Below are 24,478 nucleotides of genomic sequence, written 5' to 3'. Positions count from 1 at the left end.
ATTGGTTGCAGTGCAACTAAAGTTAGCTAAAAGGGAACATATGAGTAGTTGGAAGAATGCTTACGAGTCAAATTCAGATTTAACTGAATATGGAGATAATGGACTAGCACTGTTTTCTCTTGCCCTAAAGTTTGGTGTAGACGATCTTCAAAACATAGCTGCTGACGCAATTACTGATGGGTATGATGATAAAAAATTAGATCTCGTATATATAAATACCGAAGACGAATACGCTGTAATTTGTCAGTGTTACTACTCGACAAAAGAGCGTCCTACAGCCCCTGCCAATAAGGCGTCAGATCTCAATACAGGTCTTGCATGGCTTATCCAACGTGACATTGCTGATGTACCGGATCGAATTAAATCAGCAGCTATTAACTTCCGAACAGCTTTAAGTGAAAAGCAAATAAAGACGGTTTACATCTGGTATGTCCATAACTTGCCCGAGTCTCAAAACGTACATGATGAGCTTGTATCTGTACAGCAGACTGCCATAACGGCACTCAACGCAGCCTTCCCAGAAACTAAATTAGATGTCCATGCCTATGAAGTTGGTCAAACAATGCTGTCTGACTGGTATGAAGAATGTCAGACCCCAATTTTAGTAAGCGAAACAGTCACGATACAATGTAACGATGGCTATACGGTTAAAGGGCCCCATTGGGAAGCATTTAACACAGCAATTTCTCTACAAGATTTATATCGATTATACAAAAAGTATAAAACGAAAGTATTCTCTGCGAATATTCGTGATTACTTGGGTTCTCGTTCGAGCAATTCCAACATAAATAATGGAATAAAGAACACTGCGGATAACGACCCACAAAATTTTTGGGCTTATAACAACGGTCTTACAATTTTGACTCATGGTTTTTCCTACGAAAATGACCAATTGATGCTGGAGGGTTTATCCATTGTAAATGGAGCACAAACGACTGGCGCAATAGGTAGTGCGAGGAGGTTGCCTTCAAAGCATGCAATGGTTCAAGCTCGTTTTATTGCAATAGACAACGGTGATGCAGACCTTGTACAACGTATAATCCAGTTCAACAATAGCCAAAACAAAGTTGAAGCTGCGGATTTTAGGAGCACAGACAAAATACAGAAGCGCCTCAAAGATGAAATGAATTATATCCCAGAAGCAGAATACGAAGGAGGAAGGCGTGGTGGAGCTGGTGACGCGATAAAAAGACGGCCTAATCTTTTAGCATCATATGCTGTGGGTCAAGCGTTGGCAGCTTTTCATGGGGATCCAATTGTGGCCTATAACCAGAAATCAGGTATCTGGGTTAACGACAGATATTACTCCAAATATTTCAATGAAAATACGAAAGCGACGCATATAGTGTGCGCATACAGTCTTGTAAAAGCGATCACAGAGAAAAAACAACAAATTTCAACAAAAGCTTCACTAACAAAAGTTGATGAGGACATCTTAGCATTTTTCCGACAACGTGGTTCTATATACCTCTTCACATCAGCGATAGCTGCCTGTACTGAGGTATTTTTAGGTAGACAAGTACCAAACAGGTTTAGAATTGCATTTGGGAACATGTCACCGTCTGAAGCAAAACAAACTTGGAGTTCTGTTGTAGAAACAACCTTACCACTATGTATACATCTGAATGACGCGTTAGCAGGTGGTTTAAAAAACACAACAGACATTGAGAAAGCTATTTCGTCTTTTCGCGCTCTAGTTTCAGCCGTAAGTATGAGTCAACCGGAACTCTACAACGGCTTGAAGGCTGCAATCAAAGCTCCATAATCAATCAGATGATTCCTTTTCTAATAACGATTAAGGCTCCTAAAGGAGCCTTTTTTCTAATTATGCTGGACGGTTTAGATGCGCAAACTAAAAGTAGCAGTTTTGTGCTTTTTATAGGCTTTGAGTAGGCTCTTCGATAGCAACACTTTACTATTGGGCGTTATTTTGTGGTGTTCTAAATGATTTGCAGTAGCCGAGGTTATCCACAATCCAAATATCGGCTGAAATTCGTAACTCACTTTTGTCCAGAACCTTCACAGGTGGCACTTCGTAACTCGCAAGTGCCCCTTTCCCACTTAGAGTAATTATTCATAGCAATTCTTGGTATCAATATTTAACCAAGTTTTCCAATAATCCAATCTGGCTCTTACTAGCTCAAAATGTGAACATGTTTCATGTCTACTGATTTGAGGGGGATTTAAATAATGTTAAAACTTTTTGGATTAGATCTAACGTGGAGCCTGTTTGAAAAGCAGTGAAATGCAGTTGGCCTTTCTGCCTATTTCCACTTCCTTCATAATCTTTAGGATTTGTGTGTCTGTGTAGCGTGATTTTTTATCATGCGTTTTCCGTTTGTTTCCAGTGTAAACGCAAAAACTTTAATTGCTAGCGAGCAGCTTGTTGGGGAAGCTTACATGGTCTTCAGCATTTACTTTGGCCTGGTAAAGCCGAAAGACCTCGTACTTTCTGTTGTGACTATATTTGCCATCTTGATAGTTATCTATGAGCCTTTGGGGGGAGTCTGTTTTGCGACTTCAAACAACTCGCAAATAAAAGGGTGGGGGTTATTAGAGTTAAGAAGACGAATTAGCACTATTTCGAGTGATTGGTAATGTTCTTGCCAAATGTGGACTAGGCGACCTTCTTCAATGTGATTCTTGGCAACGGAGTAAGGAATACAAGTGACGCCATTTCCCTGGATTGCCATTGGTAGCAAAGATTCTGAAATTGTAGACTGAAATATGACCGAGAGTCTCTGTGCTTGGGGGGTTGTGTTGAGCAATGGGAGTGATAGTTCTAATAGTTGAGACGATGGTGCGTAAGTAAGGTGAGGTATGAGGTTGTCTTCCAATTTGTCTAAAGGAAAATTTATCCCACAAACCCAGATAAGCGTTTCATCGTCTAGTTTCACAACATCAAATTCTTCTGATTCAAAATATTTAGCGTTTGCGGGATCGCGGTAAAACAGCAAACAGTCCGCTCTTTGAGACTGAAGTGCTGCTTGATAACCAGTAACAGAGCGAACACCAGAATCAATGTTGGTCACGATTGGGCTATCCATTCGACTTAAGATCTGAGTAAACCATTGTGGAAAAAAGTTGCACGCTAGAGTATGCAAAGATGCAATCGTTAGTGGATTAGGTTTGTTGGCCACCATTTCCTCACATCTCTCTGCCATTTGAACCATTTCAGATGCGATTGGATATAGCCGTTTTCCCTCTGGTGTCAGCTTGATGGGCGTTTGGCTTCGGTCAAATAAAACGACGTTAAGGTGTTGTTCTAATTGTTGAATTCGTCTACTAAATGCAGCCTGGGATGATGCATTTAACTTCGCAGCTAATGAGAATTTCTGACAGTCGGCCAATGTAATAAAATCTTTCAACCACCTAATATTCATTTCGGTACTCCATTTGGAAGTGTTATCGAATTTTTGCATAACGGTTGCAAAATACAAGACATTAAACTCTTTCCATCTCCCGTTGTAAACGTATATGTTGTAGAAATGTAAACAAGGTGTTTGCGTTGAATGTCTAGGAAAGTTAAGTGTAAAAAGGAGTTATTATGAAGCTGAAAACCGTCGGGCTATTAGTCACAGGCTTATTAGCCAGTAGTGTGGCCACTCAGGCTTATGCAAATCTTAAGGATGATATTATTAAGCGTGGCACGTTAAAGTGTGGTATCTCTAGTGACAAAATGGGTTTTTCATACATCAATGATCAGGGTAAATGGTCTGGTATGGATGTCGACTATTGTCGTGCAGTAGCCGCTGCTGTTTTAGGATCTGCAGACAAAGTTGAATATATTACTACTACGTCTAAAAACCGTTTTACTTCTCTTGCATCAGGTGAGATTGATATCCTCTCTCGCTCAACTACCTGGACTGTTTCGCGTGACGCTAAACTAGGAGCGGACTTTACAACAATTTGGTTTTATGACGGTCAAGGGTTTATGACAAGAAAATCATTGGGCGTAAAATCTGCCTCTGAGCTCGATGGTGCCACATTCTGTTTGTCCCCAGGAACAACATCAGAACATAACTTAGCCGATTACTTTGGTGCTAAAGGATTGAGCTATCGCTCGGTTGTTTTTGAAAAAACAGAAGAGTTGTATGCGGCGTATCAAAAAGGTCGTTGTGATGCTTTGACTAACGATGTGACAGGCCTCGCCGCGAGACGAACTCTCTTTAAAGATCCTAATGAACATATGATCCTTCCTGAGGTTATTTCTAAAGAACCACTGGGAGCGTATGTTAAACAGGGCGACAATGAATGGCGTGATATTGTAACAATGGTCGGTAATGCGTTGATCGAAGCTGAAGAGTTTAATGTTACTCAAGCCAATGCTGCTGAATTAGCGAAAACATCGGAAAAGCCTGGTGTTAAGCGGCTATTGGGCACAGAAGGCAGCCTTGGTACTGATCTCGGGCTTAATCAGGATTGGGCACTTAAAGCTATTGAGGCGACGGGCAACTACGGTGAAATTTTTGCTCATCACGTTGGATCTAATTCACCGCTTAAATTTGAGCGTGGTGCAAACGCCTTGTATACCGATGGTGGTTTATTGTATTCACCTCCTTTCCGTTAATTGCTAGTACACGTCAACCTACTTACTCGGTAGGTTGACTATCCATGGATAGGAAGGAATCACATCATGAAATTAACCAAAGGGACTTTGATTGATTGGGGGCAACAAGCTGTACTCCTAATTACAGTCACTATTTTATTTTTGTACCTTGGTACAAACGCCTCCGAGAACATTGACAAACTGGGTATTACAACGGGGTTCGACTTTCTCGGTGAACGAGCTGGGTACGATATCACTTTCAGCCTCCTCGATTACGATCAGAATGATACCTATTTGAAAGCGTATTATGTGGGTGTGGCTAATACGTTGCTTGTGTCATTTTTGAGCATTTTGTTAGCGACCATTTTGGGCTTTGTTATTGGTGTCGGTCGAGTCTCCAACAACTGGGTCATTAGCCGATTAAGCAGGGCATACGTAGAATTCATTCGAAATGTACCACTAGTCGTACAGTTAGTTTGGTGGTATGCGTTGTTCTTGAGCTTGCCAGCAGTGCGGAACAGTATTCAAATAGCCGAAAATGTTTACCTTTCTAATCGAGGGTTAGCGATCCCGCAATTGTCTCTACAAGGGTTGGGAAGCTACGTATTTTTAGCGCTGTTAGCATCCTGTATAGCAGCATTTTCTTATCGACGTTCTGCCATTAGTAAAGTTCAGTGGACTGGTTTTCATCCTGTTTTATGGCCACGTTTACTTGCGATTGTTGTTATTCCTCCTTGTTTGGTGATTTTCTCTGCGTTTGTCTCTGGCAATTTAGACTATAGCACACCAACACTTAGAGGCTTTAACTTCCAAGGCGGCATGATTGTCATTCCAGAGTTAGTTGCCTTATGGATTGCACTGTCTGTGTATAGCGCAAGTTACATTGCTGAGATCGTACGCGGATGTATTCAGTCGGTATCAAACGGACAACATGAAGCAGGTAAAGCACTTGGTTTTAGTGAGCCTGCTGTGATGTGGAAGCTAATTGTTCCTCAAGCGGTTTATCCGATGATTCCACAGATAACGAGTGTGTATCTTAATATCATTAAGAACTCCTCTTTGGGAGTGGTTATCGGGTTTATGGAGCTGGTGTCTTCTACTGGAGGAACGACGCTCAACAATACTGGTCAGGCAATTGAATGCATTCTTATTGTTATGGGCACATATTGTGTATTTAGTTTGATCACGAGTTTGCTGATGAACTGGTATAACTCACAAGTAGCGATAGGGAAGTGATGATGCAAAGTGAAAATATCATGGAATATATAGAGCCAAGACCTGCAATCGCTATCAACTCAAGCAGGCAAACTTGGTGTCGTCAAAATTTATTTTCTTCAGCGCTTAATACAGTTCTGACGATTAGTGGAATGTTATTTGTATTGTGGTTGGTACCGACTTTACTCAATTGGTTTATCTTTGATGCAACGTTTGTTGGTTCGTCACAGGAGGATTGCACATCATCCGGTGCTTGCTGGCTACCCGTGGTTAACCGCATTGAGTTATTCACTTATGGTATGTATCCGGATGATCAACAGTGGCGAGTCGACGTCGCTTTTGGCTTGGCCGCCATCGCAATTCCTATGCTATATATCAAGCGTTTTAACAAGTTGGTGATGATTTGTTATATCGCAGTTTTACCTTTTGCAATGTGGATGTTGCTTAAAGGTGGCACATTTGGCTTGGAATCCATTTCTACCACTAAATTTGCCGGGATAATGCTGACTTTGTTTTTGGCTATTTTTGGTATGGTGTTTGCATTACCTTTAGGGATTCTTCTGGCTCTGGGGAGACGTTCTAAGCGACCAGTTATTCATTGGCTGAGTGTTGGGTACATTGAGTTGGTTCGTTCTGTCCCCGTCATCACTTTGCTATTTATGGCATCTTTGATGATTCAGCTTTTCTTACCTCCAGGTCAAGAATTTGATGTCCTACTGCGTGTAGTTGCAGTTTTGGTTCTATTTACTGCAGCTTATATGGCTGAAACTATTCGTGGAGGGTTGCAATCCATTCCACAGGGACAATTTGAAGCGGCAGAGGCACTAGGTTTTGGCTATTGGAAAATGATGGGCCAAATTATTCTGCCTCAAGTGCTAAAAAATTCGATTCCATCTTTACTAAATCACTTTGTTGGCATTTTAAAAGAGACCACTCTGGTGATGATTGTGGGTGTGTTGGATATTGTTGGTATCGCTTCAAGTACATTATCAAATGCGAAATGGGTAGGGTTAGAAAACGAAATGTATGCGTTTCTGGCTGTCTTTTTCTTTATCTGCTGTTTTTCTCTTTCTCAATACGCTACGCATTTAGAGCGCCGTTTGAAATAACGATTATTAGGAGAATTTAATCACATGGAAGTTATCAACACCAATAACCTAAACAAGTGGTATGACTCATACCACGCTTTACGAGACATCAACCTTAGCGTTAAAAAGGGTGAGCGCATTGTAATCTGTGGGCCTTCTGGCTCAGGGAAGTCGACACTGATCCGCTGTATCAACCAACTTGAAAAACATCAGTCTGGCTCACTTAATATCTTTGGACAAGAGGTAAGTGATACACCTAAAGATTTGATCGAACTGCGTAAACAAGTCGGTATGTGTTTCCAGTCTTTTAATTTATTTCCCCACCTTACGGTATTGGAAAACTGTGTTTTACCACAGACGTCCAACTTAGGAACGAATGAAGATGTCGCCATCGAAAAAGCTTTAGAACTACTTAACAAAGTTAAGATAGTTGAACAAGCGAACAAGTATCCTAACCAACTTTCTGGAGGTCAACAACAAAGGGTCGCCATTGCTCGTGCTTTATGTATGAACCCTGAAGTAATGTTGTTTGATGAGCCTACTTCTGCACTTGATCCTGAGATGATCTCTGAAGTGTTGGATGTTATGACTGATCTAGCCAGTGAAGGTATGACGATGCTTTGTGTAACGCACGAAATGGGCTTTGCTCGTAAAGTTGCAGATAGAGTTATCTTCATGGATCAAGGACAGATTGTAGAAGAAAACAATCCAGAAGCGTTTTTCTCAGATCCAAAATCTCCTCGTACTCGCGAGTTTTTAAATCAGCTGATTCACCACTAAGGAAATATATGTTTAATGAATATTCCATCGCCATCCACGGTGGTGCCGGTGCTATGTCTAAAGGAAAATTAACCACTGAGCAAGAGCAAGAAATTGAAAGTATCCTAAAAGGCATAATTGAAGTAGGTTTAGCTTGCCTAAAAGATGGGGCGAATGCACTAGATGTCGTACAAGCGGCAGTTAACCAACTTGAAGATTGTCCGTGGTTTAATGCAGGTAAAGGGTCGGTATTTAACCATCAAGGCAAGCACGAGTTAGATGCATCAATTATGTGTGGAAAAACACTGGATGCCGGGGCCGTATCAGGGATACGTTTTAGCCCAAATCCAATAGATGTTGCACGCGCAGTCATGGATCGCTCTCCGCATGTTTATTTGGGGGGAGAAGGGGCAGAGCAGTTCGTTAGAGACTTAGGGTTAGCTCAGGTCGAAAATAATTATTTTTCGACGGAGATGCGTTTCCAGCAGCTTCAATCAGCGAAAAGTGCGCAAGAAGTTATCCTTGAGCCAACTGATAATGATTACAAATATGGTACCGTTGGCGCAGTGGCAAAAGACAAGCATGGTAACTTAGCGGCGGCCACGTCGACAGGCGGTATTACAAATAAACAGTACGGTCGAATAGGAGATTCACCTGTCATAGGCTCCGGTACGTACGCAAACAACACGACGTGTGCTGTGTCTGCGACAGGGCATGGTGAGCATTTTCTACGACATGTGGTAGGCCACAATATTTCCTCACGCATGTCACTGGCCAATGAGACATTAGTGCAAGCGGCTAAACATGTTGTATTTGATGACTTGCCGTCTACGGGCGGGAGTGGTGGAGTGATTGCGGTCGACAGCCAAGGACGCGTGACACTTCAGTTTAACACCGAGGGCATGTATCGCGGTTGGGGTAGTTCAAATGAATTCCCTAATGCGAAGATATATGAATAATAATGTTAGACATTCTTCTGTTCTTAGCTTTTTTAGAGGAGGAGCCAGCTCCTCTAAATATACAAAAGCTGCTTACGCTAAGCTCTACGCAACAATACGCTAATCACCGCAGCGGATATGTTTAATGACAAGCCTCTACCATTTTCGCAGACGATGAGCGATCAAAACTGCAAACCTTAACTGAGTATGGCCGTGAATACTGTAGAGTGTAGTGGCTGACTGATTCTGGCCTTTCTACTAGAGGCTTTGCTAGATCCAAGGTAAGCCGTTTAGTGCTAATTTAGCAAAGTCACTGACTCACAATTGTCCACGGATGTTTCGGCTCATGTTCATGGAATGTTATCGTGACTGGAACGGTTCTAGTTGATCGCCAGACTCTATGTTGACCAACAACTTTGAGGAGGGGGTCAATATGAGAAAGTTATCTTCGGGAAAATGTAGCGGCATTAAAAGACCATTCAAGCTGGAAGAGATTTGGCGAATCAGAACTAGGCTTGAGCTTGAGAACGACCTAATGCAGCTTGCATTATTAAACCTAGCTATTGATCGCAAATTAAGGGCGAGTGATCTGCCAAAGCTGCACGTATATGATGTTTCCTCGCAAGGGGTGATCTATGAGAGGGTTCAATGCATCCAGCAAAAAACAGGTACTGATGTTCATTATGAGATTACTCCGAGAACACAACAGAGTATCAGTCGGTGGGTCTACTCTGCGCACTTAGAGGCAAATAGTTTTCTATTTCCAAGCTGTCGTCGCAAAGGCCAACCCATCAGCTACTCATTTTATCGTACGATTATCAGAAGCTGGGCCGCAAAGCTTGGTTTGAATGCGGATTATTACGGCACGCATTCCATGCGCCGGACTAAAGCTACTCTGATCTATGCTAGAACAAAAAACATCAGGGCGGTCCAGCTCCTACTAGGCCATTCGAAGCTAGATAACACTATTAGATACCTTTGGGTTGAGCTAGAAGACGCTCTGAGGCTCTCAGAGCAAACAGATTGCTAGAATACAGGCTTTTCAGGCTTTTCATCTCTCTGAGAGGCCTGTGTCCAGAACGTTCACAGGTGGCACTTCGTAACTCGCAAGTGCCCCATTCCAATTCGAGATGCATGTCTGTCACACTTCAAGGCTAGCCATTTGGCCTACATTTTCTAACCAGTGCAGTGTTTAGTGAAGTGCGAGCTAACCAAATGGATCTTTCCTTAGTTGTTCACTACCAGATCATTGGTTTGGGTCACCCGCAGCCCTGTAGAGTCTCTAGTTTTACTAGATCACGCTTTGTTATATATCTCTAAGCTCGCACCTTCAATGGAATAGCCTGACTCGACCCCTATGTCATCAGAAATTACTGTTTCTGTTTTCAAGGTTCCTGTGATGTAAACGATATCCCAAAGGTCTTTAGTTGGAGTTCCTTCTTCAAACTTGACGTAAATAATCTGGTTTGGAGGTGGTGGTGGAACGTGAATACACGCACCATAAAAGGGAACCAAAAGAAACTCAGAGATTGACTCTGAGTCCCCTTCTAATGGAATCACGAAACCCGGTATTTTGACGTTGCTGCCATTCAGTTCTGGACGAACACTTCCCACTAGAGCCTGCTGAGCAACATTCGCACTATGGTCAAGGGCAGCGAGGGTTTCATCGCTGACGCGTGCACGTTCGCTTTCTGGGATCAGATCAAGCCACTCAATTTCTACCGTATTTTCATCGCGCACTTGGTTTGCTGCAAAAGAGGCAGAGCTGAATGTCACCATGATTAAAGAAGCGATGAATAATATGTGTTTCATATATTAACCTTTGTATTGTACATAACCCTTGTGCTGCACAGATTTGCGCGTCGATGGAAATTGCCACCGGTTTAAGGGGGATTAAGCCGATGGCGAGGGACAAAGCGAGCTAGGGCTTATTTCACTTGGTACTTGCTGTTAGTACGGATGTAGATTGTTGCCTCAGAGTCCCCCGTGTTGGTGATGTTATGAGAGAACTTGCCCTCAGATTCCACGTAGCTTCCCGGGTTTAAAGTAAGATTGCTGCTTTGTTCTTTTGAGTTGTACTCAATCGAGCCTGCAATAACAACGGCGCGGAACTCACTTGAGTCTGTAGTGATTTTGCCTTCAAAACCGGCAGGCAGTTTAATCATTGAGCCACCCATATCAGAGGTACTACCCCAAACGTATGTGGATTGAACACCTTCTGCACTGATGTCGTGAAGATCGCTGCTGTTTAGCCACACAATGTTGTCTTTATGCAGGTTCAGAGGGCGTTCGCCATTATCGAATTTTTCCGCAGACGGTTTAACTAGATATGGCCCCGCATCAATCTCAAGATAGATTAGGTTAGTTTCGCCGTTCGCTGCCGTTGTGTGGTCTTCACCTGCTGGCTGCGTCCAGAATGAACCGGGTGGCATCCACATTTTTTCTGATGTTGGGTCGTCGTTATGCATCTGACCTTCAATCACGATACCGCGATACGTGATGTTATGAATGTGCGGTGGTGATTCAAAGCCTTTCTTAAAGCGTACTAACATACCTGTTGCGGTATCGGTTGTACGGTCACCCCAAAGGTCGGCTGCTCCTGGGCTAAGTACGCCGCGCAGCGGGTTCAGATAACCCCACTCAATGTCGTTTGCAGCGACAACTTTTGAAGCACCTTCATCGGCAAAAGAAGGAGTAGTAAGTAGAGCTGTCGCAAGTGCTAATGTCGATGCTTTAATTAGTGATTTCATAGAAATGTCTCTGCTGTGTTTGCTTGAGATGAATAATATTCAAAGTTATTCATTCGATAAACGTACTAATCTTTAATAAACTTTCCTTAAATCGTGGATAATAAAGATTGAACCATTGCGAGTGGGTGATGAAGAAGGATGGTTATGAAAATTTCTGATTTACAGGTATTGCTGAAAGTTGCCGAGCTTCAATCTATTACAGCAGCGGCGAATCAACTGGATATTAGCTCGTCTGCGGCAAGCGTGTCATTAAAACGAATAGAGCAAGTATTAGGCGCCGAATTATTTGTTCGAACGACCCGAAAGATGCGCATAACTCCAGAAGGTGAACGCTACTTGCCTTTGTGCCAACAAGCATTGGATTTATTGCAACAAGGACAGGTGTTGGTCAAGGAAGAGCAGCAATCCATCAGTGGGGAAGTTCGTATCGCGGTGTCTTCTGAGATGGGGCGCAACCTGATGCGCGTTTTGCTAAATGGTGTGATGGATAAACATCCATACGTATCTCTGAGGCTTCACGTAAGTGATAGCCGAATCGATTTTTACCGAGATGGAGTTGATGTAGCGTTGCGAGCAATGACCAAAGGGGCGGCGCAGGAATCCAACTTGTATGGATTTAAGATCTGCAATATCCCGCACGTTTTATGTGCTTCTCCTGATTATATTGAAAATCATGGTCGACCTATGGTTCCTGGCGATTTGTATCAACACAATGCCCTACTCTACAAGCTCTATGAGGTCTTACACGACGGTTGGGAGCTTTATCACGATGATCAAAAATACAGAATCAAAATGAACAGCGATAGAGCGGTGAATGATGGTGATATCGTGCGTAGGTGGTGCATTGATGGAGCAGGGATAGCGAAGAAATCAGTTATTGATGTTGGAAAGGACCTACTCGCGGGCCGATTAGAAAGGATATTGGCCGATTGTGAGATACCACTGACCGAAATGTGGCTCGTCTTGCCAAGTCGTCAGCTAATCTCTCCAGCGATTCGATTGATACGTGATGAACTCAAAGCCAAGATTCATCAACTTCGTCATGAATTGCTTGCAAAAGGGTTGATAGAAACACATGAATGGCCGCTGGATAACTAGCCGTGATCGCTAATAATGGTTCTGGGGACAAGTTAAACTAACGTTTGCCATACTTCAGTTAATTCGTCTTTCCCTAATTTAGCAAAAGTGCTAACTCAGAAATGTCCAAAAATGAGTTTTAAAGGCACGTTGAGTATTGTGATCATCAAGCGATTCTCTAACATTTTATCTATGGCATAACGCGTGTAAATTTAGGTAGGACGATGCTCTGATGAGTAGTTTTTCAGAATAGGTCATACTCTAGTCAGGCACATACTCGACTAAATCTTCAATTTTACAATTAAAATAGGCACACAAAGCATTCAACGTAGTTGTCGTTGTTACATAATCCTTGCTTGTAACCAGCTTGTTTATTGCAGACCTTTGAACTCCAATCTCTCTAGCAATTGCTGCCTGAGAGATTTTTTTTCCTTCAATTTTTTCTTTTAATTCAATGAGTTCTTTAAGCTTATAACGGATAGTCAAAATTATGTACCATTTTGTATCTTGACAGGGGACATTAATGAGCTAAAGTGAATAATGTATCTTGTCAGGGGACAAAAAGGAGGTCGCATGGACCAAACCCTCTTAACGGCTAGAGAACTCGCAGAGCGTATCAAATTTAGCGCCAACTACATTAATTCGTCACTGCGAGACTCTATATTCATCGAAGGTAAGCACTACATTCGACCCTTCAATGGTAGAAAAATTCTTTACATTTGGGAAGCCATAGAAGCGGATTTGTATCAATCCGCTACAAGAAATATGCACTATATCCCAATGGCTTCGGGGAGAATTTGTCATGGCTAGTGTAAGAAGTAGATCTGGAAAGCTATTTATGGACTTTCGTTACAAAGGTGTTCGTTGCCGAGAGCAGACGTTGTTAGCTGACACGCCAGCTAATGAACGCAAGCTCAATCGACTACTAAAACAAATCGATACCGATATTCGCTTAGGCTGCTTTGTATATGGTGAGTACTTTCCTGATTCACCTCGTGCGAAAAAATTCATTAAGGACGACATCGCTGCCCAGCAGAAGAAAGAGGCGATGCTAGGGAGCTATAAATCAGCGAGCCACGAGATACAGGGTATTAGCACTATCCCTTTTTCTGAGTTCGCCATTGAGTGGTACCACGAAAACGAAGTGCGTTGGAAAGAAAGCTACAAAGACAGTATGAAGATTTATCTTCACAACTACTTGATACCTGAGTTTGGCGAGGTCGAGGTAGATAAAATCACTCGCCCCGACATTTTGAAATACCGTGCACGCTTGATGCAGCCCAAAGAGGGTAAGCAGTTGTCGGCTGACTTTGTGAACCATGTGATGACACCGCTCCGCATGATTTTAAATGAAGCCGCTGACCGATATGGCTTTCGTTCGAGCTTTGAAAACATCAAGCAGCTTCGCATTGAAAAACGCGATGTTCATCCTTTTAGTCTACAAGAGGTGATGACATTCATCGATGCCGTGCGTGAAGAGTATCGAAACTATTTCATCGTCCGATTCTTTACAGGCATGAGAACCTCTGAAATCGATGGCCTCAAATGGAAGTACGTTGATTTTGACCTTGAGAAAATCAGTATTCGAGAGACATATGTGCATCGTCGAACCCAAACGGTAAAAACCATTGGCTCGGCACGAGATATCGATATGTCAAGTATGGTGCTGAAAGCTTTGCGCGAGCAATATGAGGTGACTGGTCGTGGAGAGTATGTGTTTACCAATGCGCAGGGTAACCCAGTCGACAAGACGAATCTTCGAGAGCGTATCTGGAAGCCGACTTTAGAAGCCATTGGAATGGAATACCGCCGTCCCTACGAAACAAGGCATACGGCAGCAACCTTATGGCTAGCGGCAGGGGAGGCGCCAGAATGGATAGCTAAGCAGATGGGTCACAGCACCACCAAGATGTTGTTTGAAATCTACAGCCGTTTCGTTCCGAACTTAACCCGCCAAGATGGCAGTGCGTTTGAAAAGCTTCTATCAAAAGCTCAAAACGAGCACAAAGGAGGTCAAGCATGACAATGAAAGTGGATGTGTTAACCGTGCACTGCGCCAGCGTGTGCTTATCGATTATTCATCAAAAAGGGTTCTTTAACCTTACGCTAGACGAGCTGTTTGACCTGCGTGAGCCTTGCACCAAGAGAGTTAGGTATCACTTACTTCGAATGAATCGCTCGACGGACTGTTTGTATATTCGGCAATTGGTGAACTCGATGATGCAGATTCTCATTTTTTGCCGAAGTAAAAAATTCAAGTATGAACCAGATGAAGTTATAGAAAAGCTTCAGTTCAGCTTTAATCAGACCGAACATCCTCGAAATCATCACTAATCCTCAAAGCGTCCAGAGTTGTCTGGGTGCTGTTACGTTGGCGACGACTATGATTCAATTTTTCGATGAGTGCCTAGTGGGTGATTATCTATTGGTTTGATTAACGACGATTATTTAATTATAAATGGGGCCTTTTCTATCTAAATTTCATTATTTAATAATCAGTTAGCTCTTAATATCCTGACACTGAAAGGGTGTCAGGATAGTTTTAATGATGTATATTATCGAACAGGCTATGTCCTGATTTTATGGATTTTGGGCTTATCAGTCATCACGCTGATTTTGGTCAAGGTGTCGATTATACCGCTCCGAAAGCGCTATTTTGAGCAGAGTTGGTTCTTGATGAACGCTACCTGTAATGATGGGCTAGTAAGGCTAACGGTGCTGAAACACTCTGGGATAGTGAAATTGCGGGTATGTTCAAATTGCTATTTTATAAATTATAGTGAGATTAATAATCGGGCAAGCTCCTCCCCGTTTGCTAGAGAATAAATGGAAAAATGCATACTCTATATGCATTAGTAATGAGAAAGATATGAGTCGAATCTTCGATAAGTTAAAAAGCCGTTTGCAGTTGCGTGATGAACATAGTCATAACATCACCACGCTGAATGTAGTGACGGACACCGAGCGTTGTAAACGGATCATGAACTATTGGCTGGATGCTGAGCTTTTTGATTTACCCGAGTGTCCGATGGATAGAGAAAAAGGGATTGCAAGTAAAGAGGCGGAGTCGTTTATTGAAGATTGGGGCGATAGTGCCAATCAACGTTGTCTAACGGGTGAGCTTGAATTTGATGACAAAAGCCGCTTGTTGATTATGTTCCAGTGTCATCTAGCCGGATATCTGATTGAGCCGGGCGAAGAGCATCCTAACTATCAGGTGCCGCGTACCTTTCTTGTCGCTCAAGCGATGATCCCGAGTTGGGATCAAAGCACCGGGACCATCCGCTGGACACGTTCGGAAGAAGATCAGGACGTGTCCATCAACATGGCAACCATTCGGACGCTTTACCGTAAGTGTTCTTCATCTGTACCGAAAAATATGTCACTTTCACAGTGGGTAGAGTCGCGGTATGAGACGATTACCAATCGCCTTGCCCACAGCCTGAGCCCTGAGGATGGAAAACCAGCACTCACCACCCGTGAGCTGCAACAGCAGATCGTCAAGATCAACCGAGACTTGGCAAGCGAGTTTTGGCCAGATGCCGCTTCACGCGATTACATGGAGCAACGTTGTAAGCCGATTGATAGCCAGTTTGCTGAGGACGATACCGACCGCCCTCATCGCCATCCCAGTGGCGCGATGACTTTCCGTTGGCGTCACTGCTACTATCCAGAGGGTAATGATAACAGCCAGCTTGGCCCTTTCTTTGTGCAGGATCTTGAACATATCATTCAAACCCTAGATTTAGAGGGAGCTGAGGGGCTGTCGGCGCCGCTCAGTGCGTATCTTTTGGGGGCTAAAAATCAGCAAGAGCTGACCCCAGCACTGGATGCCGCAGAGCAGTACTTTCCGCTCACTAATCGTTTGATTCGGGGGCGTTGGCCTGAGAATCCGGCTTACGGCTTGAGTTTGTTACAAACCGTGGCGGTGAATGTGGCCCTACAGCGTAAAGACAATCCAGTTGTTGCGGTCAATGGTCCACCCGGCACCGGAAAGACCACCTTATTAAAAGACGTGATTGCTGAGCGATTTGTAAGCCGAACACGAGACCTTGATAAAGCCTTTGATCCTGACAAAGCCAAGTCGTGGCTTGATGCGTCATTGTGTAATGCCGTGCTTGATCACAGCATGCTGGTTGCTTCGAGCAACAACAAGGCGGTAGAAAATATCTCCAAAGAACTTCCATCGTTAGCCAAGTTGGCGGGTGACTACCAGGAGCATACCCACTATTTTAAGTCCATTGCTCCAAAAGGTGACTGGGGCATATTCTGTGCGGTATTGGGCAATAGCAGTAATCGTAAAGACTTTAAGGACACGGTTAAAAAATTAAGCCAGCACCTCAAGGGCTTAGGTGACCACTTTCAGTTGCGCTATTTTGTTAACTCATTGAAAAAAGCTGAGCAGGGTGAGGCACAGCCGGTGATCGACCGCTTTGTTGACCGCTGGCACCGTAGCGGTCAGTTGCAGCAGGTGGTTGAGGACATTCAGGCTACGCATGCCTTTAAGAATGCGCAGTATAAAGATTTCCTTGAGGCACTCTGTCAATCGCTCCTCAAGATTGATGAAGGTGAACTAACGGTTGATGCGTTGGCGGAGGCTTGGTGTGGTTACGAGACTGAGTATTGGGATGCTGCGATTGATGCCCTTGATCGCGTCCGTCGGCAGTGGTTTGGCATGAAGATGGCAAGTCAGCGTCGAAAGGATCGCTATAAGAATGCCAAATCAGCCTATGAAGATGCTCTTGCTCGCTGGGAGACCTTCCGTCGCGACATCACGGGTAGTAATGCCGCTGAGCACTGTCGAAAATGGGAGCTTGATCAGCCGCAGTATTCTCCGTTTAGTTTCAGCTATCAGGCGAATGCTGGTGAGGATGCCAAAACGGCAGAGGCACGGATCCAGCAACAATCGCCGCTGGGCAGCAAAGGGGTCAACCATCTTCGTACTGAGCTATTTATTCGCTCCTTGGTATTAAACGAGGCAATTATTGAACTGGGTGCCGAGGCTATTACTGAGCAAGATTGGAAAGACCTACAATTTCTGGTTGATGGTCGACTGGAGACCAATGAAAAAGTGCCTTACCATCAGCGCACTTGGGCGTTGCTGTTCTTATTCTTCCCTGTTGTCAGCTCATCACTGGCGTCTGCTGAGGCGCAATTTAAGCTGATGCAAAAGCCACAAGGCTTTGGTTTGGTGATGTTTGATGAATCTGGGCAGGCGGTTAACTACCATGTTGCTGGGCTTTTACAACGCTGTAAGCAAGCGATTTTTGTCGGGGACCCGATCCAGCTCGAACCCGTTGTCACTATGCCGCCGAATGTTGACCGAAATTTGGCGGATGATTTTGTGTTGCTCGGACAGCAGGATGGCCAAAAAGGCTGGGGCGATGATTACCTAGTGAGCGCTTCTTCAGCTCAGTCAATTGCCGACAAAAGCGGTAACTATTTCTCGAGGATTGGTGATAGAACGGTAGGCATTCCATTACTGGTGCACCGTCGTTGTACTGAACCGATGTTTGGTATTGCCAACCGTATCGCTTACGATAATAAGATGGTTTTAGCATCAATGCCTTATAAGTGGCAGGCAGTGCAAAGTGGTTGGGTTAACATTACTGAGCCTGAAGGACAAACTCGAGGTGGCAGTTATTACAATGGCACCGAAGCTGAAGCGGCTTTAGCACTGACCAAGCATTTGTGCCAGACCCAACCTGAGATGGTAGAGGGTGGCGTATACATCATTACTCCGTTCTCCAAGATGCGTAAGACATTGCAAACCACGTGGAACAGGATGGTCAAGGACCCCGCACAGCATGATTGGATGAAGGCAGCTATGGGGCGTGCAGACGATGATCTTAAAGCGTTTGCCTTTGAGAATATCGGTACTGTGCATACCTTTCAAGGTAAAGAAGCCTCTACCGTAATTATCTGTACGGCTGCGTCTTCGGTGCGCAAGAACATGGGTGGTGTACAATGGGTGAATAGTAAACCAAATCTTATCAATGTTGCCGTCACTCGTGCCAAGCATCACCTGTTTGTTTTGGGTAACCAGAAGGACTGGGAGAGCGGAGTCATGTCAGGTGAGTTGCAGGTTGATGGCATGAAGTGCTACCCAAGCTTAGAGGCATTATTTGCCGAGCCTGCACTACCGGTGGATAGTCATCAGCAGACACCTCGAAAAAAGCGGTTGGCGGCAGGTGGTTTTGCTCTATCTTCAGACTGAAAGATACTTCAGCTGTCTCATCCGTTTGGAACCAATTTTGCCCAAACACACTAAATTTAACTGCAAAGGCAAGCATTTAGTTTCGATTTGATGTTACTGAAATTAGCTGTGTTCCCAGCAACTGTTGCTGATGACTTAACATACTGTTTTCGTTAAATTCTTCAGTAGGTTTTGTCGCATGGAATGAAACTTAATGCGACATAACCTCTTTTTAAATCAATCGGTTTTTCTGTTGAGTTCCAAATAAATCGCTACTAACCTCAAAAAGCTCACAAAGGACTTCCTCCGTCTCGGACGGCTTGGTAGAGCCTCTGCTTCTTTCCGTCGGTCAGAATAAAAGTGAGTTTGCTTCACCTCTATGGTCACGTGCCCAGGTGCTATGTAGTTAAAGTACTTACTGTCTTCGCTGATGATAGTTTTGGCGTATTTTTCGAAATCAGCTTTAAACGTGCTTAGTTGCTTGGGAAGGATAATAGAAAAGCAGCTTTTATCGAGCCCTATCTTGTCTTCTAACACACGTAACCAAAAGGCTATATGTGGGAAGTAAACTTCGATTTGACTTAAATCAGCGAGAGGAGCGTTTTCCATATACCACTTTATCTCGACGATTTGACTGGGAACAGAAAGAGTCTCAACGAGCTTGATGAGTGTAAGCGCAAAGTCTTTATCCGAAGTTCTAACTTTCGCGTCTTTTGAGCCAACCAAGGCGTTAATCCCCTGCAAAAGTAAATCTAACTTAAGCGTGGAGCTGAGTTCATCTCGTTTGCTATCGAAGGCCGTGACCCATTTCGAGGTTTCTATTGTGTTTGGCTTCAGCATTGAATGGTAGTTAACGTACGGCTTCGCATTATGCTTCGACCGACGTTGAGTTCGAAGCGTTAGTTCCTTATCTGTTTGCAGGATATGCTTGACCAATTCAACGGAGATGTTCATTTCATTAGAAATGGTGCGTGTACTTTGGCCTTCTGCATTCCTGCGAATAACTCGCCAAATGACTTCTAGCGATAATTCTTTGTTAACATGGTCAACTTTAACATGGTCAACTTTTGGTGGGTCGAATTCGCTGCTATCAAATGGTGATTGAGGCGCTGAGAGCAACTTAACTTCTGGTTGGTATCGCTTAGCAACGCTCTGTTGGTTTGGCTTTAGTTTAATATTGCCATCACTGTCTAGAACGGTGCCTTGTCCCCAGAATTGACGTATCGCGTAGAGCTCAGTCAAGTAGCTGGCATAGTATGTGCGATGAAATATATCAGAGAGATGAAAGTAAGACGACGTCGTCGCGCCGGGGCTTGCATGCCCTAATAGTTGTGCCACTGCCCAAAACTGTTTACGAGTATTTTGTCTTATCTGGAGCCGGCAACGAAGTTGTTCAGCTCGCTCCGAAGAAAAATAATTGTGTTCAAGAAACGGCCAAGAGTGCGTTTGCTTCAAATTATAAAGTAGGCACAGGACCCAATTCGCAAAGGAGTGGCGGCAATGGTGAAAGCGCAGAGTCTCATCACCGGTCACACCCCTCATAACATCCGTAAGGAGTTTAAACGCATCGTTTAAGTCTTTATCTGTGTAGTGATGGAAAATCAGGTTATCAAACGACATGTGCTTTAATTTTGATCTTTCAACTAAACTAAGCAGTTTCTCTAGGTGTGCCGCAGGAAGGAGACTTTCGACTGGCAAGTTTCTAGAACCATCGGTGGTCTTGAGCAGTCGATATTTGTTGGGCCGGATATGCAAGGTATGGTGTTCATTGCTTTCGTGGTGAAAATCTTTGAACTGTAACCCTTTGATTTCATTCCGGCGCAATCCGAGGAAGAAACCAAAGACAAATAACGTTTGGGCAAGCTCAGCTCTCCGATGCTTGGACTTTTCCAGTGCTGAGATGATGTTGTCTGCTTCAAAATGGGAAATAATATTCGCGTCGACATTGTGTTCCGAAGCTGGCACATCGATGTCGGATAAACATAGGTTGGGTACCAAATTACTGTCAATCAGAAACTCTGCAAAATAGGCAACATACGCTTTACGCTGTGGTGAGGCGATAGACTCAATGACAATATTGAACTTTTCTGCCCAATCGATTTCGTTCATCTTTTCCGGATCGCAGCCATAGAACTCAGAAATAAAGGACGAAGACACGGCTGAAACGTAATCCTTGATGGTGTTTAGCCTCAGTGTGGATTTAAATTTTCCGCCATTTTTAAGCAAGTGATACAACCATGAAAGCACAAGCCAACAAAATGGCATGGCGCGGATTTTATGTTTGTCTTCTAACCGTATTTGTAGAGTGGCGAGTACCTTAGTCGATACCTTACTGGCATCTTTTGGCGAGGCGCTAGCTAACTTGCCAGTAAAATAGGACACTATGTCGATTTGCTCTTTTGCTGTCAGCTGGGCAATGTCTTGATCGACTCGTTTTCGAATCTTACCTTCTCCAGCACTGAAGCCAGATAACCAATGTCTTTGCTGACGCACAGTCGTTTTTAATTCGGTGGTATCTTCTTGGGAATGATGTATCCGGCGACCGGTGAATAAGCGGGCAAGGGTATGGTCACTCAATAACGAATTGGGGAGGCGCTGATTGTAGAGCTTAAACTCGATGTTGCTTCGTGTCATCACATACTCGAGTTTGAGCATCTGTCGTAGCGAAACGATACCCAGAGAGTGGTGAGCAGAGAGTAGGTGGTGAGCCACCAAGTACTTTTGAACTATTTTTGTAGCGTTATGAGAGGCGGGGTAGTCTGATTGATACCAAACCTGGAGTAAAAATTCCGCTTTTTTAGATAGCAAGAATCGACGTGCTTTAGTCGTCTTGTAAAAACAATGACTTTCAATACGATATAGCGGTTCATGACTGCGTAGTATGGGTAAAATATCTTTTTCTTTGCTTATACCCTCTTTGAGTATCAGCCACAGAATAAGGAACCCTGAGTTTCGCGTGGGTTCACTGATATAGGCTTTCAGTGCACTTTTGGACTCGATGAGGTCATAGATTGACGCGGCAAGCTCTGAATTCAGAAAGGTGTCGGGTGTTAATACAGGTACCTCTTGCTTGAGCGTCGTGGTCATCGCCAGTTCCGGCGCGCGTATGCCTGTTTTGCGTTCTATGTAGAAAATCAGAAGATTGAGAACCGAATGAAATAGGGATAAATAGGGTTCTTCATTGGGTAGTTTCTTCTGAATGCTAGCTAGGGATTCTTGCGTTATGCAGTTGTCTTTGTGCCGAGCTAGTGAGACGGTGTGGTTATACACTTTGTCGATTATCTTGATTCTTTCTGCTTCACTGTCTTTTGTCAGTGGGTGTCGTTCGACATAATGGTTGAACTCTTGCAAAGCTTGAGCTTTGAACTCGGCTTTCATTCCGTCCATTCGTAATTTTGCTGTGCGAGATGTTGTCATTGGCGCTTCCTTGTCAATGCCGATGGTATAGACTCCCAGCCAATCTCATTCATCATCTTATCAAGTTTGGGAAGTAGGTCATTAATGGCCTCAGTCATGCAAAGCGAAGAGAAACCTTCAAGCGGGTTTTCACCTGTGACCCAGTGGCCCATTTGAAGCTTTATAAGCTCTTGGGGTACATCATTTATCTGCAGATATCGTCGAAGATAATGACGCCCAAAATTCAGTGGAAGTTGGGGTAATTGACTAGACTGTCGGCGTATTGTCGTGGGATAAGCATTGACGGACTTTAGCTCTCCATTCTCATTGTGTTCAAAAAACAAGAAGAGCCCGTCATTCTTCTGAGAGTTTTTGGCTGAAAAGTGCCAGTCTAACCTCGCATTTTTTGAAGTCATTTCGATAAAACGCAAGGCTGAGCGGTGCCAGCGGAGTTGATTCGAATCATAAGTGCGATTGTGCGAGAGCAAACGTGCGACTGCGTCTAGGTGGTGTTGATAATGTTTAAGCTGGGCTTTTAATGTTGCCGGACAGGCGATAACGCGCATATGAGAGAAGGTGAGCGCGCTGTCTTTGTCTGAAATACAAATAGCGTTGTAGCGCATCAGTGCAAAGCTAAAGCTGGGTAAAGGATTAGATACAGCTCGGTAACCAGTCCCACACAGAAGCATATAGATGGTATGTAAGGTGTAGGCGTTGTGGTAGTCAATGATGCTATTGAGTGAGCTAGACGCATCGAAGGACTTCCACTTGCTAAGTTCTAGTCTAAGGGTTGAGGCTAATTGCTTTAGCACTGCTAGTTTAGGTGTAAATTCTGACCCAAAGCCGGTGATATCGTCATCGCTCACATCTGTAGACACGAACTCAGCTTGGTATTGGAATGGCAATGTCGGAAATGCTTGTTGCCAAAGCTGCTGAACAAACTGATTCAATTCTACGTGGTCGTACCACGCGTAGTGACGCGGGGAGCGAGTGTAATAGATCTCTTTGCCGATCAGTGGCTCTAATAAGACTGGGTCAAACCGCTCGGTGGCAATTACATAGTTCTTAAGATGATTTTCAATGCGCTTCAAGCTGATTTGGCAGTGATGTTTTCGGTTAAGTGTTTCAATGAGTTTTTGTAGTGCCTTTAACACTTTTTCTTTCGTGCCTGAATTGTCTCGAATAGTGCCGTCTTGTAGGACCGCTGATTTAAGTCTTTGTACTAGTTCAGGAGGAAGCGAAACGGCTAGCAGAGATCGGGCTTTACGCAGGTTGGGGCTTTCACTGTGTTCAGTGCGAAGTGTTGTTGACTTGAATGAGGTATTAAATGCCCCAGTTTTCAGGGAGCGAAGGTGAAAGCCGGTTTTTGGTGCGGCACCCTTCGTTGATACCTGAAGGTTTAGTACGTCTTCGAGCTCTCGAGAAAACAATAGACAGATTAGTGCAATACAACGCAACTTATTTTTATCTATACCGTCGATATTACCAGCTCTAGAAGAGACCAGCTCGTTAAGAAGGTAGTTGAGTTCATGCGGTTGTAAGACATTTCGTGATAATACGGTGATGTTGTGAGACTGCGTAACCGACTTGTTAATGCTTCGATTTTTGTCTTTGTTTTTCTGACCGTCCCTTATTACTGATATATCCGGTATTTCATGGGCAGGCCTAGGCGTATCAAGTATCTCGTTATTGACAACTGAGAGAGGAGGGAGGTCTTCAAACGGTGAGACGCCGTTGTTCAGATACTCTTCGGAAAATGAGAGTTTTTTTAACGAGTAGGTAGTTAAATGATCACTTCCAATTAGTCTCTCAGGCTTATTGCGACGATAGGAGCCTCGGAGTGCTTGCTTGGACTTTCTGGACCGCTTATGTCGGTCAGACCAATTGACTTGGTAAAAATGAATGAGGTTCCAAATACGCCCACGCATGTTCTTGTTCCAGTTTTCTTCATGTCTATCACCGGATAACAGTTCATTCTTAAAATGCAGAAGTTGATTTGCAATTTCGTTAGGGTTTCGACCTGCAAGATAAGATGGGGTGAATTTCTGATCTGGATACAGGAGGCGGAGCGAACTCAATGTGGGCTCGGCTTTATTTCGCGAAGTAATTTCTGCTTCATGGTGCGCGTAGTGGTCGAGAAAAACGAGCAAAGTTTCGGCAAGTTGAGCATCGATGATTCGATGAAACTCAAATAATAGTGAGTAGATGGGCTTATCGCCTTTCGACCCATGCGCTAGCGTTGTGTTGGAGTATTCTTCAAATTGTTTTGTGTTGGGCTCGGAGGTAATGGAGAACAACGCGTCAATTAAGTCGTAGGGAACACCGAATGTTTGGCTAAAGAGCTGAGGTTCAAGTTGAGCACTGATATCGAGAGTGTGAATGACAAACCGAAGAGAGCGAAAATTGGAAGGGCATTCTATGGCTTCCAAAACCGGCAGCCATAACCTTACGATTTCTATAGGCGCCCTTGGAAAAAGTTGTGCAATTTTGCCTTCGGTTAACTCATCCAT

General features: G+C 43.9%; 17 protein-coding genes. 11 read left to right on the top strand and 6 right to left on the bottom strand.

The window, feature by feature from the left end:
* Positions 1-40: 40 nt before the first annotated feature.
* The gene (locus vsple_RS07415; RefSeq protein ID WP_054575349.1) at positions 41-1,765 is read left to right on the top strand and encodes an AIPR family protein; all 1,725 of its coding nucleotides are present in this window, start codon (positions 41-43) and stop codon (positions 1,763-1,765) included.
* A gap of 721 nt (positions 1,766-2,486) precedes the next feature.
* Here vsple_RS07415 and vsple_RS07410 read toward each other — a convergent pair.
* Positions 2,487-3,383 carry a LysR family transcriptional regulator gene (locus vsple_RS07410; protein ID WP_261881593.1) on the bottom strand — a complete coding sequence of 299 codons (897 nt, stop codon included), beginning with the start codon at positions 3,381-3,383 and terminating at the stop codon, positions 2,487-2,489.
* 164 nt (positions 3,384-3,547) lie between these two features.
* Between vsple_RS07410 and vsple_RS07405 the strand changes: the two genes are divergently transcribed.
* The 6 genes from vsple_RS07405 (at position 3,548) to vsple_RS07380 (ending at position 9,579) form a co-directional block, all read left to right on the top strand.
* Entirely contained in the window at positions 3,548-4,570 is a 1,023-nt protein-coding gene (locus vsple_RS07405) for an amino acid ABC transporter substrate-binding protein (protein ID WP_261881592.1), read from the top strand.
* A 66-nt stretch (positions 4,571-4,636) separates the two neighbouring features.
* Positions 4,637-5,785 (top strand): amino acid ABC transporter permease, encoded by a 1,149-nt coding sequence (locus tag vsple_RS07400; protein ID WP_261881591.1) that lies wholly within the window; start codon positions 4,637-4,639, stop codon positions 5,783-5,785.
* The gene (locus vsple_RS07395) at positions 5,785-6,873 is read left to right on the top strand and encodes an amino acid ABC transporter permease (protein ID WP_261881590.1); all 1,089 of its coding nucleotides are present in this window, start codon (positions 5,785-5,787) and stop codon (positions 6,871-6,873) included. Before vsple_RS07400 ends, vsple_RS07395 begins: the two co-directional genes overlap by 1 nt.
* Before the next feature lie 24 nt (positions 6,874-6,897).
* The gene (locus vsple_RS07390; RefSeq protein ID WP_261881589.1) at positions 6,898-7,632 is read left to right on the top strand and encodes an amino acid ABC transporter ATP-binding protein; all 735 of its coding nucleotides are present in this window, start codon (positions 6,898-6,900) and stop codon (positions 7,630-7,632) included.
* Positions 7,633-7,640: 8 nt separating this feature from the next.
* Entirely contained in the window at positions 7,641-8,570 is a 930-nt protein-coding gene (locus tag vsple_RS07385) for an isoaspartyl peptidase/L-asparaginase family protein (RefSeq protein WP_261881588.1), read from the top strand.
* Positions 8,571-8,982: 412 nt separating this feature from the next.
* On the top strand, positions 8,983-9,579 hold the full coding sequence (locus vsple_RS07380; protein WP_261881587.1) for a tyrosine-type recombinase/integrase: 597 nt from the start codon (positions 8,983-8,985) through the stop codon (positions 9,577-9,579).
* 266 nt (positions 9,580-9,845) lie between these two features.
* Here the strand turns inward: vsple_RS07380 and vsple_RS07375 are convergent, their stop codons facing one another.
* Positions 9,846-10,361 (bottom strand): DUF3299 domain-containing protein, encoded by a 516-nt coding sequence (locus vsple_RS07375; protein ID WP_261881586.1) that lies wholly within the window; start codon positions 10,359-10,361, stop codon positions 9,846-9,848.
* A 116-nt stretch (positions 10,362-10,477) separates the two neighbouring features.
* Positions 10,478-11,299 (bottom strand): DUF4437 domain-containing protein, encoded by an 822-nt coding sequence (locus vsple_RS07370; RefSeq protein ID WP_261881585.1) that lies wholly within the window; start codon positions 11,297-11,299, stop codon positions 10,478-10,480.
* A gap of 144 nt (positions 11,300-11,443) precedes the next feature.
* Between vsple_RS07370 and vsple_RS07365 the strand changes: the two genes are divergently transcribed.
* A complete protein-coding gene (locus tag vsple_RS07365; RefSeq protein ID WP_261881584.1) occupies positions 11,444-12,397 on the top strand; it encodes a LysR family transcriptional regulator in 954 nt (317 codons plus the stop codon).
* Positions 12,398-12,637: 240 nt separating this feature from the next.
* Here the strand turns inward: vsple_RS07365 and vsple_RS07360 are convergent, their stop codons facing one another.
* Complete coding sequence (locus vsple_RS07360; RefSeq protein WP_261881583.1) at positions 12,638-12,862, bottom strand: helix-turn-helix domain-containing protein; 225 nt, start codon at positions 12,860-12,862, stop codon at positions 12,638-12,640.
* A gap of 87 nt (positions 12,863-12,949) precedes the next feature.
* Here vsple_RS07360 and vsple_RS07355 point away from each other — a divergent pair, with 87 nt between their 5' ends.
* The 3 genes from vsple_RS07355 to vsple_RS07345 all read left to right on the top strand — a co-directional run bounded on the left by vsple_RS07355 (position 12,950) and on the right by vsple_RS07345 (position 18,593).
* On the top strand, positions 12,950-13,186 hold the full coding sequence (locus vsple_RS07355) for a hypothetical protein (RefSeq protein WP_047044104.1): 237 nt from the start codon (positions 12,950-12,952) through the stop codon (positions 13,184-13,186).
* 28 nt (positions 13,187-13,214) lie between these two features.
* Positions 13,215-14,399 (top strand): site-specific integrase, encoded by a 1,185-nt coding sequence (locus vsple_RS07350; RefSeq protein ID WP_261881582.1) that lies wholly within the window; start codon positions 13,215-13,217, stop codon positions 14,397-14,399.
* A gap of 846 nt (positions 14,400-15,245) precedes the next feature.
* On the top strand, positions 15,246-18,593 hold the full coding sequence (locus tag vsple_RS07345; RefSeq protein WP_261881581.1) for a DEAD/DEAH box helicase: 3,348 nt from the start codon (positions 15,246-15,248) through the stop codon (positions 18,591-18,593).
* A gap of 216 nt (positions 18,594-18,809) precedes the next feature.
* On the opposite strand, the gene vsple_RS07340 is transcribed toward vsple_RS07345, so the two are convergent.
* Positions 18,810-21,989 carry a site-specific integrase gene (locus vsple_RS07340; protein ID WP_261881580.1) on the bottom strand — a complete coding sequence of 1,060 codons (3,180 nt, stop codon included), beginning with the start codon at positions 21,987-21,989 and terminating at the stop codon, positions 18,810-18,812.
* Positions 21,986-24,478 carry a hypothetical protein gene (locus vsple_RS07335; protein ID WP_261881579.1) on the bottom strand — a complete coding sequence of 831 codons (2,493 nt, stop codon included), beginning with the start codon at positions 24,476-24,478 and terminating at the stop codon, positions 21,986-21,988. The genes vsple_RS07340 and vsple_RS07335 overlap by 4 nt, the downstream gene beginning before the upstream one ends.

The sequence above is a fragment of the Vibrio pelagius genome, assembly GCF_024347575.1.
In the GTDB taxonomy this organism is placed as follows: Bacteria; Pseudomonadota; Gammaproteobacteria; order Enterobacterales; family Vibrionaceae; genus Vibrio; species Vibrio pelagius.
Note: the sequence above shows the minus strand (reverse complement) of the source record. Positions and strands in the feature narration are given on the sequence as shown.